We start from the raw sequence: 15637 nt of genomic DNA, 5'->3' as shown, positions 1-15637 counted from the left end.
GCCGCGGACGGTGGGGATGGCCGCATGCTCTAATCGCCGGTCCATCCACGGGGAACCTCGGACGTGTCCAACGCCACTTTCCAGCCCATCGCGCCGGACGAGCGCATCGCCACGCTCGATGTCCTGCGTGGACTGGCGCTGCTGGGCATCCTGCTGATGAACATGGAGGCCTTCGTCGGCCCGCTGGACCTGTCCACCAGTGGCATAGATCCGCACTGGCAGGGCGTGGACCGCTGGGCGGATGCCTTCGTCTACATCTTCGTGCAGGGCAAGTTCTTCACCTTGTTCTCGCTGCTGTTCGGCGCCGGCTTCGCGGTGATGGCGCAGCGCGCCGAGGTTGCCGGGCGCGATTTCACCCGCTTCTACCTGCGTCGCAGCCTCGGCCTGCTGGGCATCGGCCTGGTGCATGCGCTGCTGCTGTGGTCCGGCGACATCCTGGTCGTCTACGCGTTGTTGTCGTTCCTGTTGCTGGCCTTCCGCGAAGCACCGCGTGCCTGGCTGCCGGTGATGGGCGTGCTGGCCTACCTGGCGGCGATCGGGTTGATGCTGTTGCTGGGCGCGCTGATGCTGCTGGTGCCGGACGAGGTCACCGCCGCGCAGGCAACCCATGCGCAGGCGGCGATCGAGGCGCAGCGGCAGGCCTACGGACACGGCACCTATGGACAGGCGGTGCTGCAGCGGCTGCGTGATTTCGGCGCGTCGCTGGGTGCGCTGCTGGTGGTGGGGCCGCAGGTGCTGGGCATGTTCCTGATCGGCAGCTGGTTCGCGCGCAGCGGCGCCATCGCCCATCCCGATGCACACCAGCGGTTGTTCACCTGGCTGCGCCGGGGCGCGCTGCCGCTGGGGCTTGCGCTGATGCTGGCCTGCACCTGGTACCAGCCGTGGCTGGCGCCGGGGCGCTTCGACCTGCGTTCGGCCGCGGTCTACGGCGGTAGCGCGCTCGCCGGCCTGCTGATGTGCCTGGGCTACCTGGCCTGGGGCGTGCGCTGGAGTCACGCGCTGCGCTGGCTGGCACCGGCCGGGCGCATGGCGTTGAGCAACTACCTGGGACAGTCGCTGGTGTGCACGCTGCTGTTCTACGGCTATGGTCTGGGATGGTTCGAGCAGATGGGGCGTGCGTGGCAACTGCTGTTCGCGGTGGCGTTGTTCGCCGCGCAGGTGGCGTTGGGCCGGGCCTGGCTGCGCCATTTCCGCTTCGGGCCGATGGAGTGGCTGTGGCGGGCGATCACCTACTGGCGATGGCCGCCCCTGCGCCGCGACGCAGCGGGCGCACCGCAACGGTAGCCGCCTGGCGCCGGCCTCGCCGGTCCGGTCGGGGCGTGTACAGGTCGGTGACGGCACGGCATGGCATGCTCGGGACCTGCATGGGCAACAGGAGTGGACGACTGATGGCCGATTTCATCAGTACACATGCGCCGGTGATCGATCCCTTGTCCCGCCGCACGGGGGCGCTCCGATGAGCCCGCCGTCGTTCGACGTGATCGTGCTCGGCGGCGGCTCCGGCGGGCTGGCGGCTGCGTTCCGTGCCGCGTCCCACGGCGCGAAGGTGGCGATGCTGGAACCGGCACTGCTGGGTGGCACCTGCGTCAACGTCGGCTGCGTGCCGAAGAAGGCGATGTGGCTGGCGGCCGACCTTGCCGAGCGCATCACGCTGGCCGCCGGGCTGGGGTTCGAGGTGCCGGCGGCGCCTCGCCTGTCGTGGCCGCGGCTGCTGCAGCGCCGCCAGCGCTACATCGACGGCATCCACGCCAGCTACCGCCAGCGGCTGCAGGACAGCGGCGTGGCGCATATCGCGCAGCGCGGGCGGCTGCTCGACGCGCGCACCGTGGAGTGCGGCGACGGTACCTTGCTGCATGCACGCCACATCGTGATCGCCACCGGCTCGCATGCGCTAAAGCCGCAGTTGCCCGGCGCTGCGCTGGGCGGGACCTCGGACGATTTCTTTGCCCTGCAGGCGCCGCCGGCACGGGTGGCCATCGTCGGTGGCGGTTATATCGCGGTCGAGCTGGCCGGCGTGATGCAGGCGCTGGGCAGCGACGTGACGCTGCTGGTGCGCGGGCAGCGCCTGTTGACCGGATTCGATGCCGGCATGACCGAACAGCTGGCGCGGAATCTGGCCGCGCAGGGCGTTGCCGTACGCTTCGGCTGCCAGGTGCAGGCGCTGCAGCGGCGCGGGGACGGCATCCAGCCGCACCTGCAGGGTGGCCCGGCCGATGCGGTGTTCGATACCGTGCTGTTCGCCACCGGCCGTGCGCCGAGCACACATGGGCTGGGGTTGGAGGCGGCAGGCGTGGCGCTCGACGACAAGGGCGCGATCGTGGTCGATGCGTTCCAGAACACTTCGGTGCAGGGCATCAGCGCGGTCGGCGACGTGACCGCGCAGGCGATGCTGACCCCGGTGGCGATCGCCGCCGCACGCCGGCTGATGGATCGCCTGTACGGCGGCCAGCCGGAGGCGCGGCTGGACTACGACAACATCCCCAGCGTGGTGTTCTCGCACCCGCCGCTGGGCAGCGTCGGCCTGAGCGAGGAGCAGGCACGCGAGCGCTTCGACAGCGTGAGCACGTACCACAGCCGGTTCCGGCCGATGCTGCAGGCGCTCGGCGACGGCGAAATGCGTTCGCTGTTCAAGATGGTCTGCGCCGGTGCGGACGAAAAGGTCGTCGGCATCCACCTGCTAGGCGAGGGCGCCGACGAGATCCTGCAGGGCTTCGCGGTGGCGCTCAAGGCGGGGGTGACCCGCCGGCAGATGGAGGATACGGTCGCGATCCACCCGACCTCGGCCGAAGAAGTGGTGCTGATGCGCTGAGTACGCCGCAGGCCGGATAATGCCGGGCTCATCTCCCCCGGATGCGGTCATACCGTGAATGTGTCCCCCAGGGGCGCCGCTGCGGCGCCGCCGCCGGCGCCTGTCGCCTCGCCGCTGCCGACCACGTCGCGGCGCCTGCTCGCCAGCGGCCTGCTGCTGGCCGGCGTGGGCGCCATCGCCGCATCCGGCAAGGCGGTGATCGTCAAGCTGGCCTACCGCCATGGCGCCGACGCGACCACGCTGCTGGCGCTGCGCATGCTGGTCGCACTGCCGTTCTTCGTGGCCATGGGCGCATGGGCGTCGCGCCGGGCACCGGCGCTGTCGCGCGGCGACCTGGGGCGGGTGGCGCTGCTGGGCTTCAGCGGCTACTACCTGTCCAGCTACCTGGATTTCCTGGGGCTGCAGTACATCAGCGCCACGCTGGAGCGGCTGATCCTCTACCTGAGCCCGACCCTGGTGGTGTTGATCGCGCTGGTGGTGCTGCGGCAGCGGCCGACGCGGCTGCAGGTGCTGGCGTTGCTGGTCAGCTACCTGGGCGTGCTGCTGGCCTTCGGCCACGACATCCAGCTCGATGGCCGGCGCACGCTGCTCGGCTCGGCGCTGGTGTTCGCCAGCGCGCTCAGCTATGCGGTCTACCTGTTCGGCAGCGGCCAGGCGGTGGTGCGGATCGGCGCGGTGCGCCTGACCGCCTACGCCAGCACCGTGGCCTGCGTGCTGTGCATCGGCCAGTACCTGCTGCTGCAGCCACTGGCGGCGCTCGGCAGGCAGCCGGCGCCGGTGTACTGGCTGTCGCTGCTCAACGGCACCGTGTGCACGGTGCTGCCGGTGCTGGCGATCATGCTCGGGGTCAAGCGCATCGGTTCCTCGCTGGCCGCGCAGGTGAGTATGCTGGGCCCGGTCTCCACCATTGTGCTGAGCGTATGGCTGCTGGACGAACCGATGGGCCCGTGGCAGGGCGCGGGCACCGTGCTGGTGCTGCTGGGCGTGCTGCTGGTGGGCAGCGGCGTGGCCCGCAAGCGGTGAGCGCGGCGACCGATGCGGCGGCGGCCCAGGCTCGCATCCTCGCGGTGATCCGCGCCATCCCGCGCGGGCAGGTGATGGGCTACGGCGAGGTCGCGGCCAGGGCCGGGCTGCCGGGCCGTGCGCGGCTGGTGGCGCGGCTGCTCGGCGGCAACGATGACCGGAGCCTGCCGTGGCACCGGGTGCTGCGTTCGGATGGGCGCATCGCCCTGCCCGAGGGGTCGGCCGGCTGGCGCGAACAGGCACAACGCCTGCGTGCCGAGGGGGTCCCGGTCGAGAACGGCCGGGTCCGCCGCGTGCGGCCGCTACGCGACCTGGATGCGGAGATCTGGGCGCCGGGCTAGGGGCCGATGGGCTGGCGGCCCGGCATCGTTCCGGCGGCCAGCGCCGAACCGCCCCCGGCAGCGACAGCGGTGTGCCGCCGGCACAAGGGCGATGGCGCATCCCCGGCTATCATGGCGGCAGTTCCCAAGGATGCCGCCATGTTCCCCCGATTGCCCACCGTCACCAAGGCGCTGCTGATCGCCAACGTCGTGCTGTTCGTCCTGCAGCAGCCGTTCCTGCTGGGAATGCAGACGTTCGAGCCGTTCATGCTGTGGCCGCTCAACGGCGGCGGCTTCGACCCGTTCTCGCCCGGACAGAACTTCCAGCCCTGGCAGCTGCTGACCTACGGCTTCCTGCATGGTGGTTTCACCCACCTGCTGTTCAACATGCTGGCCCTGTACATGTTTGGTGCGCCGCTGGAGCTGACCTGGGGCGAGAAGCGCTTCGCCACCTATTACCTGGTGTGCGTGGCCGGCGCTGGCCTGTGCCAGCTGCTGGTGGCGGCGCTGATCGGCGAGGGCGGCAAGGTGCTGGGCGCGTCCGGTGGCGTGTTCGGCCTGCTGCTGGCGTTCGGCATGCTGTTCCCGAACCAGCGGGTGATGCTGCTGTTCCCGCCGATCCCGATGAAGGCGCGCACCTTCGTCATTGTGTTCGGCGCCATCGAGCTGATGCTGGGGTTCACCGGCTGGCAGCCGGGCGTGGCGCATTTCGCGCACCTGGGCGGCATGCTGTTCGGCTGGCTGCTGATCCGTTACTGGCGCGGGCAGCCGCCGTTCAACCGCCGCGGCGGTGGCGGGCGTCCCAACCACCTGCGCCGGGTGAAGTGACCCGGCGCCGGCCGCGGCAGGAAGGCACCCGCGTGCGCTGAACAGGTCGCGCGCAGGACGCGAAAAGGAAAAAGGCGCGGAATCCCGCGCCTTTTTCGTGGGTCGAGGGGGTTGGCCGTCAGCGCCAGATCCGGATCTGCTCGGCCTCGGTGCGCTGCATCGGCTGGCCCGGCTTGCACTGGAACGCCGCGCCGAAGGCCGGCAGGTTGGCCAGCGGGCCGTTGGTGCGCCAGCGGCCCGGTGCACGGGGTTCGGCGGTCAGGCGCTGCACCGCCTCGTTGGGCGAGAGCTGCTGCGGCCACAGCGATGCCCAGGCGCGGAAGAAGGCCTGGCGGTCGGCCGGCTTGGCATCGGGCTGCGCGGCGGTGAACGCCTCCCAGGCGATTTCCACGCCGGAGATGTCGGCCATGTTTTCGTCGCGGGTCAGTTCGCCGTTGACCTTGGCATCCTTGACCCCCGGGAACGGATAGGCGCCGTACTGCGCGGCGACGCGGTTGCCGATCAGGGTCCAGGCACTCTTGTCGGCCGGCGTCCACCAGCTGCGCAGTTCGCCCTTGGCATCGACCAGCGCGCCCTTGGCGTCGATGGCGCGGCTGATCTCGTGCGCGACCAGGCTGCCATAGGCGCCGAACTTGCCGGGCAGGCCGTCGGCATCGGTGAAGATCGGCCCCTGCAGCGCGGCGGCGGTGACGATCAGGCGGTTCTGCGCCAGGTCGTAGGACAGCGCCGGCTGTTGCGGCAGCACGTCCCAGCGGCGGTCGGCGTTGCCCTTGCCGATGCGCTTCATTTCCTGGGCGTGGCGCCAGGTCGAGGCGATCAGGATGTTGCCGCCGAAGCTGCCGCGGCCCATCGGCTGCACGGTGTAGTCCAGGTCGCGCAGCGGCTTGCCGATCTCGATCTTCAACGCGGCCAGCTTGGCCTCGGCCTCGCTCCTGGCCTCGGCGCTCATCCAGGTGCTGCGCTTGACCGCGGCGATCTGCGCTTCGCGGATCTGGTCCACCATCAGCCCGGCCTGGCGCAGCGCGTCGCGGCTGACATGGGCCGCGGCGTACTCATGGCCCAGCATCGGGCCGGCGGCGACGTTGATCGCATCGAGCACCTGTTCCCAGCGCGCCGGCGCGATGGCCTGGCCGCGCAGCACGCGGCCGCGGAACTCGAATTCCGCATCGCGGTAGGCCTTGGACAGGTACGGCGCCATCGCATCGCCCACGCGCCAGCGCAGGTAGGCCTTCCACTGCTCGGCCGGCAGGCGGGTGATCATGCCGTTGAGCTGCTGGAACAGCGCCGGATCGGACAGCGACACCAGGTCGTCGTTGACGCCCTGCGCCTTGAGGAACGCATCCAGCTGCAGGTTGCGGTAGCGGCTGTTCAGGTCCTTGGTGGAGACCGGCGCGTAGTTGTTGAACGGGTTGTTGATGCCGGCCAGCGACTGCGCGTTGCGCGCCAGCTCGGTCTCCAGCTGGATCACCAGCGCCGACTCGGCGTCGAGCTTGTTGGCCGGGGTGCCGGTCAGCGCCAGGATCTGCTTCACGTAGGCGCGGTAACGGCCCATCAGCGCAACGGTGTCGGCGTCGGTGCGGGTGTAGAACGCCGGGTCGGGCAGGCCCATGCCGCCCTGCATGAAGTAGCCGATGTGGCGGTCCAATGCCTTGAGGTCGACGTCCGGGGCGAAGTTGAACGCCACCGGGATGCCGACCTGGTGCAGCGCGGCGATCGAGGCGGGGACGTCCTTGGCCTTCTTGATCGCGTTGATGCGGCCCAGCAGCGGCGCGATCGGCCTGGAGCCGTCGGCTTCCACCGCGGCTTCGTCCAGGCCGCTGGCCCAGAAGTCGCCCAGCAGCTTCTGCACGTTGCCCTGCGGCGCGGTCATCGCGCGCTCCAGCAGCTGGCGCTGCTGGGTGCGGGCGTTGTCGGCCAGTTGCCCCAGCGCCGTCACCGCGCCGACCTGCGGTACCGGGTTCGCCTTCAGCCAGGCCGCGTTGGCCTGGTCGTGGAAATCGGTGCAGGCCGGACTGACTGCCGGTGCGGGAGCCGCCTTCTTGCGGGCCGCGTCGGCGCCGGGCGCCGACAGCAGGGCTGCCAGGCCGAAGGACAGTGCCAGGGAAAGCGGGCGAACGTTGGGCATGTGGAGCGAATCCATCGAGGATTGGAAGTGGGCGGAGTTTAACAAGCCGGCACCGGCGCGGGTGTGGGCCCGCTCCCGCCGCGGAAACGCGAAGGCCCGGATCGCTCCGGGCCTTCGCGGGCAGCGTGCCGTCAGCCGCGGCTTACCAGATCACCACCTGCTTGTCGCCGGTGCGGACCATCGGCGCGCCGGCCTTGCACTGGAACGCGGCGGCGAAGGTCGGCAGGTTCGACGGCGCACCCATGGCGCGGAACTGCGCCGGGGCGTGCGGGTCGGTGGCCAGACGGACCTTGGCGTTCTCCGGGGTGTACTTGGTGCGCCACACGGTCGCCCAGTTGAAGAAGAAGCGCTGGTCGCGGGTGAAGCCGTCGATCTTCGGGTCTTCCTTGCCGGCGCTGGCCTTCTGCAGGGCATCGTAGGCGGTAGCCAGGCCGCCGAGGTCGGCGATGTTCTCGCCCAGGGTCAGCGAACCGTTGACGCTCTGGTCGCCCACCTTGTACTCGTCGAACTGCTTGACCAGCTTGCCGGTGAGGCCGGAGAAGCCCTTGGCATCGGCCTCGGTCCACCAGTTCTCGAAGTTGCCGGTCGGCCCGAAGCGGCTGCCCTGGTCGTCGTAGCCGTGGGTCATCTCGTGGCCGATCACCGCGCCGATGCCGCCGTAGTTGAGCGCGTCGTCGGCCTTGGGATCGAAGAACGGCGGCTGCAGGATGGCGGCCGGGAACACGATCTCGTTCTGCAGCGGGTTGTAGTAGGCATTGACCGTCTGCGGGGTCATGCCCCACTCGGTCTTGTCCACCGGCTGGCCGATCTTGGACAGCGCGAACTTGTAGTTGAACGCGTTGGCGGCGCGGATGTTGCCCAGGTAGTCGTCGTGCCGGGTCTGCAGGCCGCTCCAGTCACGCCACTTGTCCGGGTAGCCGATCTTCGGGGTGAAGGTCTCCCACTTGGCGATGGCCTTGGCCTTGGTCTCGGCGCTCATCCACGGCAGGTTCTGGATGCGGTCCTTCAGCGCCGCGGCCAGGTTCTTCACCAGTTCTTCCATCTTCGCCTTGGCTTCCGGCGAGAACGCGACCTTGACGTACATCTGGCCGAAGGCTTCGCCGGCGTCGTTCTCGATGGTGCCCAGAACGCGCTTCCAGCGCGGCTTGATTTCCTTCTGGCCGTTGAGCTCCTTGCCGTAGAACGCGTAGTTCTCCTGCACGAACGCATCGCTCAGGTACGGCGAGGCGCCGTCCACGGTGTGGAAGCGCAGGTAGGCGCGCCATGCGGCCGGGTCGGTATCGCCCAGCATCTTGCTCACTTCCTGGTGGAAGCTCGGGATGGCCAGCGAGAACTTCTCCGGCGCGGCGATACCCTGGGCCTCGAAGAACTTGCTCCAGCTGAAGTTCGGGGTCAGCGTGTCGGCGTCGGCCACGGTGACCGGGTTGTAGTACAGCGAGACATCGCGCGACAGCTCGACGCTGGACTTGGAGGCCTTGGCCAGGCGGGTCTCGAACTTGATCACGTCGCCGGCCTGCTTGGCGGCATCGGCGGCGGCCACGCCCGACAGTTCCAGCACCTTGGCCACGTGCGCCTGGTAGGCCTTGAGCTTGTCGGCCTTCTTCGCGTCGGTGTAGTAGGTGGTATCCGGCAGGCCCAGGCCGCCCTGGCTGGCGTAGGCCATGTTCATCGACGAATTCTTGAAGTCCGCTTCCGGGCCGAAGCCGAACAGCACGTTCTCGCCCTTGGCCGCGCTGGTGCGCAGGTAGTTGGCGATGGCGTCCTTGTCGGCCAGCGCGTCGATGGCGTCCAGGTCGGCCTTTAGCGGGGTGATGCCCAACGCGTTGATCTTGGCTTCATCCATGCCCGAGGCCCAGAAGTCGCCGACGATCTTTTCCACGCCGGTGGCGTTCTTCATCGCCGCGGCCTGTTCGGCCAGCTGGTGCTGCACGGCGACCGAGCGCTCGTCCAGGATGGTGAAGGCGCCCCAGCTGGTGCGGTCGCCGGGGATCTCGTTGGCGTTGAGCCACTTGTCGTTGACGTAGCCGCCGAAGTCGGTGCAGGCGTCCTTGCTGGGATCCAGGTCGGCCGCGGTGAAGGCGTTGTAGGCCGGCAGCTTGGACTCGTCCAGCTTCAGTTCGGCGGCGGCCTCGGGTGCAGCCGCGGGGGCGGCCGCGGCCGGGGCTTCTTCTTTCTTGCAGCCGACCAGCACGGCCGAGACGGCCAGGGTCAGCAGGAGAATCTGGGGTTTGCGAACGATCACAGGAGGCCTCCGGGCCGGATTCGGTGCATGGGTTGAGACCCCGATCACAGGGGCGTGCGCAGAAGATACGCCTGTAACCGTCGTGGAAAGGGTGTCGAAGGTCATGCCGGTTGCCGGCGCCGGCGGCCGCCGCGGGGTGATATACAGGCGTGATGACAGACAACGCTTCGCGGCAGTGGGATGCGCTCCTGGTCGGCGGCGGCCACAACGGGCTGGTGTGCGCGGCCTACCTGGCCAGGGCCGGCAAACGGGTACTGGTGCTGGAGCGGCGCGAGGTGGTCGGCGGCGCCGCGGTCACCGAGGAGTTCCACCCGGGGTTCCGCAATTCGGTGGCGTCCTACACGGTGTCGCTGCTGCAGCCGCGGGTGATCGAGGACCTGCAGCTCGAACGCCACGGCCTGCGCGTGGTCCCACGGCGGATCAACAACTTCCTGCCACTGCCCGGCGGCCGCTACCTGCTGGCCGGCGGCGGGCGCACCGGCGAGGAGCTGGCGAAGTTCTCCGCCCGCGACGCCGAACGCCTGCCGGCGTACGAGCAGCGCCTGGAGATCTTCGCCGACGTGCTGCGCGCGGTCGCGCTGCAGTCGCCGCCGAACGTGAGCGGCGGCGGCTGGCTGCATGCACTGCCGGAGCTGTGGAAGGCCGGCCAGCTGGGGCGGCGCCTGCAGGGGCTGGACGCGGGCCTGAAGCAGGAGCTGCTGGACCTGTTCACGATCTCGGCGGCCGAGTATCTGGACCGCTGGTTCGAAAGCGAGCCGATCAAGGCGCTGTTCGGCTTCGACGGCATCGTCGGCAATTACGCCAGCCCGTATGCGCCGGGTACCGCCTATGTGCTGCTGCACCACGTATTCGGGCAGAGCAACGGGGTCAAGGGGGCCTGGGGCCATGCCATCGGCGGCATGGGCGCCATCACCCAGGCGATGGCGCGTTCGGCGCGCGAGGCCGGCGCGGTGATCCGCACCGGGACCGGCGTGGAGCGGGTGCTGGTGGAGGGCGGGCGCGCCACCGGCGTGGTGACCACCGGTGGCGAGGTGATCCGCGCACGTGCGGTGGTCGCCAACGTGAATCCAAAACTGCTGTACGAACGGTTGCTGGAGCCGGCGGACGTGCCGGCGGCCACCCGCGAGCGGATGGCGAACTGGCGCTGCGGTTCGGGCACGTTCCGCATGAACGTTGCGCTGTCGCGGCTTCCCGATTTCAGCGTGCTGCCGGGGCAGGGCGACCATCTCACCGCCGGTATCATCATCGCCCCGAGCCTGGATTACATGGACCGTGCCTGGCAGGACGCGCGCCGCCATGGCTGGTCGCGCGAGCCGGTGGTGGAGATGCTGATTCCCAGCACGCTGGACGATTCGCTGGCGCCACCGGGACAGCACGTGGCCAGCCTGTTCTGCCAGCACGTGGCGCCGCAGCTGCCTGACGGGCGCAGCTGGGACGACCACCGCGAGGAGGTGGCCGACCTGATGATCGCCACCGTCGAGCGCCACGCCCCCGGCTTCGCCGCCTCGGTGCTGGGCCGGCAGATCCTCAGTCCGCTGGACCTGGAGCGCACCTTCGGCCTGGTGGGGGGCGACATCTTCCACGGCGCGCTGAGCCTCAACCAGCTGTTCAGCGCGAGGCCGATGCTGGGCCAGGCCAATTACCGCGGCGCGATCCCCGGGCTGTACCTGTGCGGTTCCGGTACCCATCCCGGCGGCGGCGTGACCGGGGCACCGGGGCATAATGCGGCGATCGAGGTGATCGCCGCATTGTGAGCAGGCAAGTCCAGTTCTGCATTTGCGCAGGGATTCATGCGCGATGGCACTTGTATCCGGGATCCAGGCGTGCGTGATGACAAACGGCAATGGCCCGCGATTGCCCGCGAATGCCGCCACGGGTTTTACTTTGCGTCGACCTGCCTCTAGGCTGCCCGCTCACCCAAGGAAGATGGACCGATGCGCCTGCGCTTGATTCCCCTGTTGTTGTTGCCATTGAGCATGCCTGCATTCGCTGCCGATACCCCTCCAGAGAGCAGCGAGGTCATGGTCAATGCCGGTTTCCTTGATGGTCATCCCGACATGATGTATCGGCAGTGGGGCGTGAACGCGCTTCATCGTGGCAAGGTCGATGAGGCCATGGAGAATTTCCGCCTGGCGGCCAGATATGCCGACAAACCCGCGCAGGGATACCTTGGCGAGATGTACTGGTTCGGGGTGGAGCGCCCTGCTGACCGGGTAATGGCCTTTGCCTGGATGGACGTGGCGGCCGAGCGCGGCTATCCGCTGTTTGTCGAGTTGCGTGACCAGTATTGGGCCGCGTTGCCCCTGGAGCAACACGAAGCTGCGCGTGAGCAGGCCCGCTTGTTGGCCGCGGAGTACGGCGATGCCGTGGCCAAGCCCCGCATCGACGCGGTGCTGATCAAGGGATTGCGGGCCATGACCGGAAGCCGCACTGGATCGATGTCCAACAACGTGGATATCGTCTATACCGAAGGCGGCATGACCCGGACGATCAAGGCCGATCGCTTTTACGACAAGAAGTATTGGGATCCCAAGCTCTACCAGCAATGGCAGGACGACACCTGGATGAAGATCCGGCGCGGCACGGTCGAGGTGGGGACGCCGGCGATGACGATTCCAACGGCTACAGACCAGCCCTGACAGCCCACCATTCGAGGGAGTTTTCCAGCATTGCTGGAAAATTCCCGGAAATCCGTCGCTCGTGAATCGTCTTGATGTGTGGCGGTCTGCCGCGTCGCAATGACGTAGCGGGCGTGCAAGCCCAGCAGGAGCGGGCCGGTTGGTCGGTTGGATGATGTTTCCGGGCAGCGCCTGCAAGGGATGCTGCCGGAATGTCGGCCGTGCTCCCGGTGCAAGTCTTGGAGCGCCGCTTCGTACAGGCCGTGTGCCATGGCCTTCGACGTTCCTCGCGACTCCTGATCGGCAGATGTTCTTTGTTGGCTCCAGTTGACCGCCTGGAGCTATGTCGTACTCCGGTCACGCCAGGTGGCGTGTGTAGGCGCTGGACCGTGATTCCGGCGTTTGCCGGGCATCCGGGCATTCCAGCGTCATGCTGGCTGGCGGGAATATTGTTTGTCCCGAGGTATGCCGTCGGTCATCCATGCCATCGTACTTTGGGCTGGGCATCGCCAAACCTTGGTGCCGTGCGTTCTTGCGCGCCCCGAGCAGCCTGTATTCCGCACGAGCGGCGCCATCCATTCCCCTCGAGACGGCTTGTGCTGCCGGCGGTCCGGGCACCGGCGTCTTGTGCAGGTCGCCGCTCTGTCGCTGCTTTCCGCGCCATGCGCTTGCCAGAACGATCAAGGCTGTCGTGATGCCGATTGAGCATGAAACGAAGCCGTTCCGGCCATCCTCGTGGCTTCACAACAAAAAAGGAGGCGGATTTCTCCGCCTCCTTTTCGTCAGGGTTCCGACTGCTATCAGAACTTGTACTTCAGGCGCACGAACGGAGTGCGGCCGTAGTAGTCGTACTGGGTTGCGAAGGCCGGGACATTGCCGTAGCGGGTAGCTGCGCCGGTGGACACCAGTGCCGGCTTCGTATCGAACACGTTGGCAATGCCCACCAGGATCTGCCAATCCGGCTGGTCGTAGCTCATCGATGCCGTATGGTAGAAGCGGGCGTCAGCGGTGATGTCACGATAGGAGTTCGGACGGCCCAGGTAGGTGAACTCGCGCTTCAGGTCCTTGTTCTCGGTTTCGCCGATGTACTGGGTCAGCCAGTTGTAGGTCCAGTCGCCACGCTTCAGGCTCAGGCCCATGTTGGCAACCAGTTCCGGCCGGCCGATGTAGCCCAGCTGGTTCGAGTCGCTCAGGCCGCTCGCCTCCGCGCTGTCAAACAGCTGCATCACGTCTTCCAGCGTGTAGGTGACCTGGGTGTCCAGGGAGAGCTTGCCGAAGCCGAACTCATGCTCCCAGTTCGCCGTCAGGTCCCAGCCGCGGGTACGCTGCTTGTTGATGTTGATGTACTGCGCACGCACCTCGGTGATCATGAACGGAGTGTCCGGATCATTCGCCGGATTACGGGACATCAGCTCGCAGAACTTGTTCGGGAAGCTCGCTGCACCGTAGCAGCCACTGACGATGTCGCCTGCACCGAGTGATGCAATCTGATCCTTGACTTCGTAATCGAAGTAATCGAGTGCCACGCTGAGGTTGGCAAACGTCGGCGTGAATACCAGGCCGACACTCTTGGCAGTCGAGGTTTCCGGCTTCAGCTGGCCGGCGCCGCCGCTGGTGTAGATGGTTGCGCTGGAGCCATTGCCGGCGTAGTCCTGCGGAATGCCAATGCTGCCGCAGTTCGCACGCAGCTGGTCATTGCTGCTTTCACCCCAGCGGATGCACGGATCAATGGCGGTCTGGCCCAGGAAGCCGGTCTGGTTGCCCAGGTACAGCTCGTACAGGCCCGGAGCACGATAGGACGTGCCAACGGTGCCGCGGATACGCAGTGCTGGGTTGATCTGCCAGTTCAGGCCGAGCTTCCACACGTTGTCCGATCCATCGACCGAGTCGTACTTGAAGATACGGCCGGAGGCATTGGCGGTCAGCGACTCAATGCCGGTAATGCCCTTGAGCAGCGGCACCTCGAACTCGACGAACGCTTCCTTGACCTTGTCATCACCCTTGGTGACGTCCGCACTGGACGAACCCCAGATGAACCCGTTTCGGGACTCCTGGCTCGGCTGGTCATTGATCTTGTAGTAGCGGTACTCAACGCCCGCGGCCATGCCTACGGCACCTGCCGGCATATTGAACAGTTCGCCACTGAAAATGGCGTTGACGGTAGCCTGGTCGAACGTGGTCTTGCCGGTGTGCCAGATGCCCAGGATATTGACGAGCTCGTCGACCTTGGCGCCGCTCAGGTAGCCCGGATCGAAGAAATTCGCCGCCGGGGTGTCGCCGCTGTTCTCTTCGCCCAGGTCACCCGTCAGGCGGGTGTCGATACCCAGGTTGCGATACGTTCCGCTGGAACGGCTGTAATTTGCATTGACTTCCCAGCCCCAGGTGTCGGAGCCAGCAAACAGGCCATCCAGCTTGTTGGCCAGGTAGTAATAGTCAACCTGGACCTGCGTGATCGACTTGAAGGGCATCACCGGCTGCGCGATACCACGGGCGGTACCCGGGGCCGGCAGGTACGGGAAGAACTGGCGCCACGAGAAGTTCTCGGTGTCACGCCGGTTGTACAGGAACTGGGTCTTCCAGTTGAAGGAATCGAAACCGAAGTCCGATGCCACATAGGCAGACTTGCGTTCCTGGCGGTTGATGATGTGGGCTTCACCATAACGACTGAAGTTGGTCGGGATCTGGGTGTAGGCCTCGGTGCTTCCGTTTGCGTAGGTCTTGTCCTGTCGCGGGACATAGCCAGCGAACGGACCGTTGGTGCTGCCGTCTGCCGAAGGAACCCAGAGCTTCGAGGTGCCGTATTCCGCGATGTAGTTGTGCTGCAGGTTGTTGCAGAACTTGCGGGGGCCGTAGATCGAGGCGTCGGTACGGTCGATGCGGTTGCCGTCTGCGTCCTTGACCAGGTCTTCCGCGCAACTGAAGAAGTCGCGGTCACCGCGGGTCAGCTCGTTGTGGCGATACCACTCGACGGCAGCAACGATGCTGCCCTTGTCGAAGTTCCAGCCATTGGCGATCGAGGCCGAGAACACTTCGCCGCCGCCGTGCTGGGGAATGCGCGAGGTCACGGTCAGTTCCGGGCGCTCGAAGTTCTTCTTGGTGATCAGATTGACCACGCCGGCCACGGCATCCGAGCCATAGATCGAAGACGAGCCGTCCTTCACGATTTCAGCGCGCTGCAGTACAGCAGTGGGGATGACATTCAGGTCGAATGCGCCGACAGCGCCGCGGGTACCGGCCGGACCGGGACGCTGGCCATCGAGCAGAACCAAGGTGCGGTTGGCGCCAAGGCCACGCAGCGAGAAGGTCTGCACGCCCGTGCCGCCGTCGACCACGAAGCCACCGAACTGGTGGGTGATCTGGGTTTCGGCAGCGCCGATGGCCGACTTCTGCAGGAACTCGCCTACGTTGACCTGACCCTGGGCGGTGTTGCGCTCAGTTTCAATGGTGAACACCGGAGAAGTGGTCTCGTAATCCGCGCGACGGATCAGGGAGCCGGTCACGGTCATCCGGTCAAGATCGGTGGTTCCCGGCTTCTTCGCCGGTTCGCTTGCGGCTTCCTTCTGGGTTTCGCTCGCATCCTGTGCCAGTACCGGCGCCGCCTGGAGGCAGGCAAGTACTGCCAGAGTCAACGGCAAGCGGATTGGCGAAATGTGGCTGTTCGCTTTGCGCATC

Annotated in this window: 10 protein-coding genes; 7 read left to right on the top strand and 3 right to left on the bottom strand. The window is 67.2% G+C overall.

The window, feature by feature from the left end; genetic code table 11:
• Nucleotides 1-63 precede the first annotated feature (63 nt).
• The 5 genes from QQA12_RS10425 (at nucleotide 64) to QQA12_RS10405 (ending at nucleotide 4980) form a co-directional block, all read left to right on the top strand.
• Nucleotides 64-1284, top strand: a complete 1221-nt coding sequence (locus tag QQA12_RS10425; RefSeq protein ID WP_226049252.1) for a DUF418 domain-containing protein — start codon at nucleotides 64-66, stop codon at nucleotides 1282-1284.
• A gap of 172 nt (nucleotides 1285-1456) precedes the next feature.
• Nucleotides 1457-2809, top strand: coding sequence for a glutathione-disulfide reductase (gorA, locus tag QQA12_RS10420; protein ID WP_226049251.1), 1353 nt, complete (start codon nucleotides 1457-1459; stop codon nucleotides 2807-2809).
• A gap of 114 nt (nucleotides 2810-2923) precedes the next feature.
• On the top strand, nucleotides 2924-3832 hold the full coding sequence (locus QQA12_RS10415) for a DMT family transporter (protein WP_054668718.1): 909 nt from the start codon (nucleotides 2924-2926) through the stop codon (nucleotides 3830-3832).
• A complete protein-coding gene (locus tag QQA12_RS10410; RefSeq protein WP_226049250.1) occupies nucleotides 3829-4173 on the top strand; it encodes an MGMT family protein in 345 nt (114 codons plus the stop codon). The genes QQA12_RS10415 and QQA12_RS10410 overlap by 4 nt, the downstream gene beginning before the upstream one ends.
• 138 nt (nucleotides 4174-4311) lie before the next feature.
• A complete protein-coding gene (locus QQA12_RS10405) occupies nucleotides 4312-4980 on the top strand; it encodes a rhomboid family intramembrane serine protease (RefSeq protein ID WP_226049249.1) in 669 nt (222 codons plus the stop codon).
• Between the two features lie 118 nt (nucleotides 4981-5098).
• On the opposite strand, the gene QQA12_RS10400 is transcribed toward QQA12_RS10405, so the two are convergent.
• Nucleotides 5099-7105, bottom strand: coding sequence for a M13 family metallopeptidase (locus tag QQA12_RS10400; RefSeq protein WP_054668715.1), 2007 nt, complete (start codon nucleotides 7103-7105; stop codon nucleotides 5099-5101).
• Between the two features lie 142 nt (nucleotides 7106-7247).
• The gene (locus tag QQA12_RS10395; RefSeq protein ID WP_226049930.1) at nucleotides 7248-9344 is read right to left on the bottom strand and encodes a M13-type metalloendopeptidase; all 2097 of its coding nucleotides are present in this window, start codon (nucleotides 9342-9344) and stop codon (nucleotides 7248-7250) included.
• A 155-nt stretch (nucleotides 9345-9499) separates the two neighbouring features.
• Between QQA12_RS10395 and QQA12_RS10390 the strand changes: the two genes are divergently transcribed.
• Together QQA12_RS10390 and QQA12_RS10385 are read left to right on the top strand one after the other, a co-directional pair.
• Nucleotides 9500-11101, top strand: coding sequence for an NAD(P)/FAD-dependent oxidoreductase (locus QQA12_RS10390; RefSeq protein WP_226049248.1), 1602 nt, complete (start codon nucleotides 9500-9502; stop codon nucleotides 11099-11101).
• 180 nt (nucleotides 11102-11281) lie between these two features.
• Nucleotides 11282-11986 carry a sel1 repeat family protein gene (locus QQA12_RS10385; RefSeq protein ID WP_226049247.1) on the top strand — a complete coding sequence of 235 codons (705 nt, stop codon included), beginning with the start codon at nucleotides 11282-11284 and terminating at the stop codon, nucleotides 11984-11986.
• A 779-nt stretch (nucleotides 11987-12765) separates the two neighbouring features.
• Here the strand turns inward: QQA12_RS10385 and QQA12_RS10380 are convergent.
• Nucleotides 12766-15636 carry a TonB-dependent receptor gene (locus QQA12_RS10380; RefSeq protein WP_226049246.1) on the bottom strand — a complete coding sequence of 957 codons (2871 nt, stop codon included), beginning with the start codon at nucleotides 15634-15636 and terminating at the stop codon, nucleotides 12766-12768.
• Between the last annotated feature and the right edge of the window lies 1 nt (nucleotide 15637).

The organism is Stenotrophomonas sp. 17(2023) (assembly GCF_030345315.1).
Taxonomy (GTDB): domain Bacteria; phylum Pseudomonadota; class Gammaproteobacteria; order Xanthomonadales; family Xanthomonadaceae; genus Stenotrophomonas; species Stenotrophomonas acidaminiphila.
The sequence above is the reverse complement of the archived record's forward strand: the minus strand, read 5'-3'. Positions and strand labels throughout refer to the sequence as shown.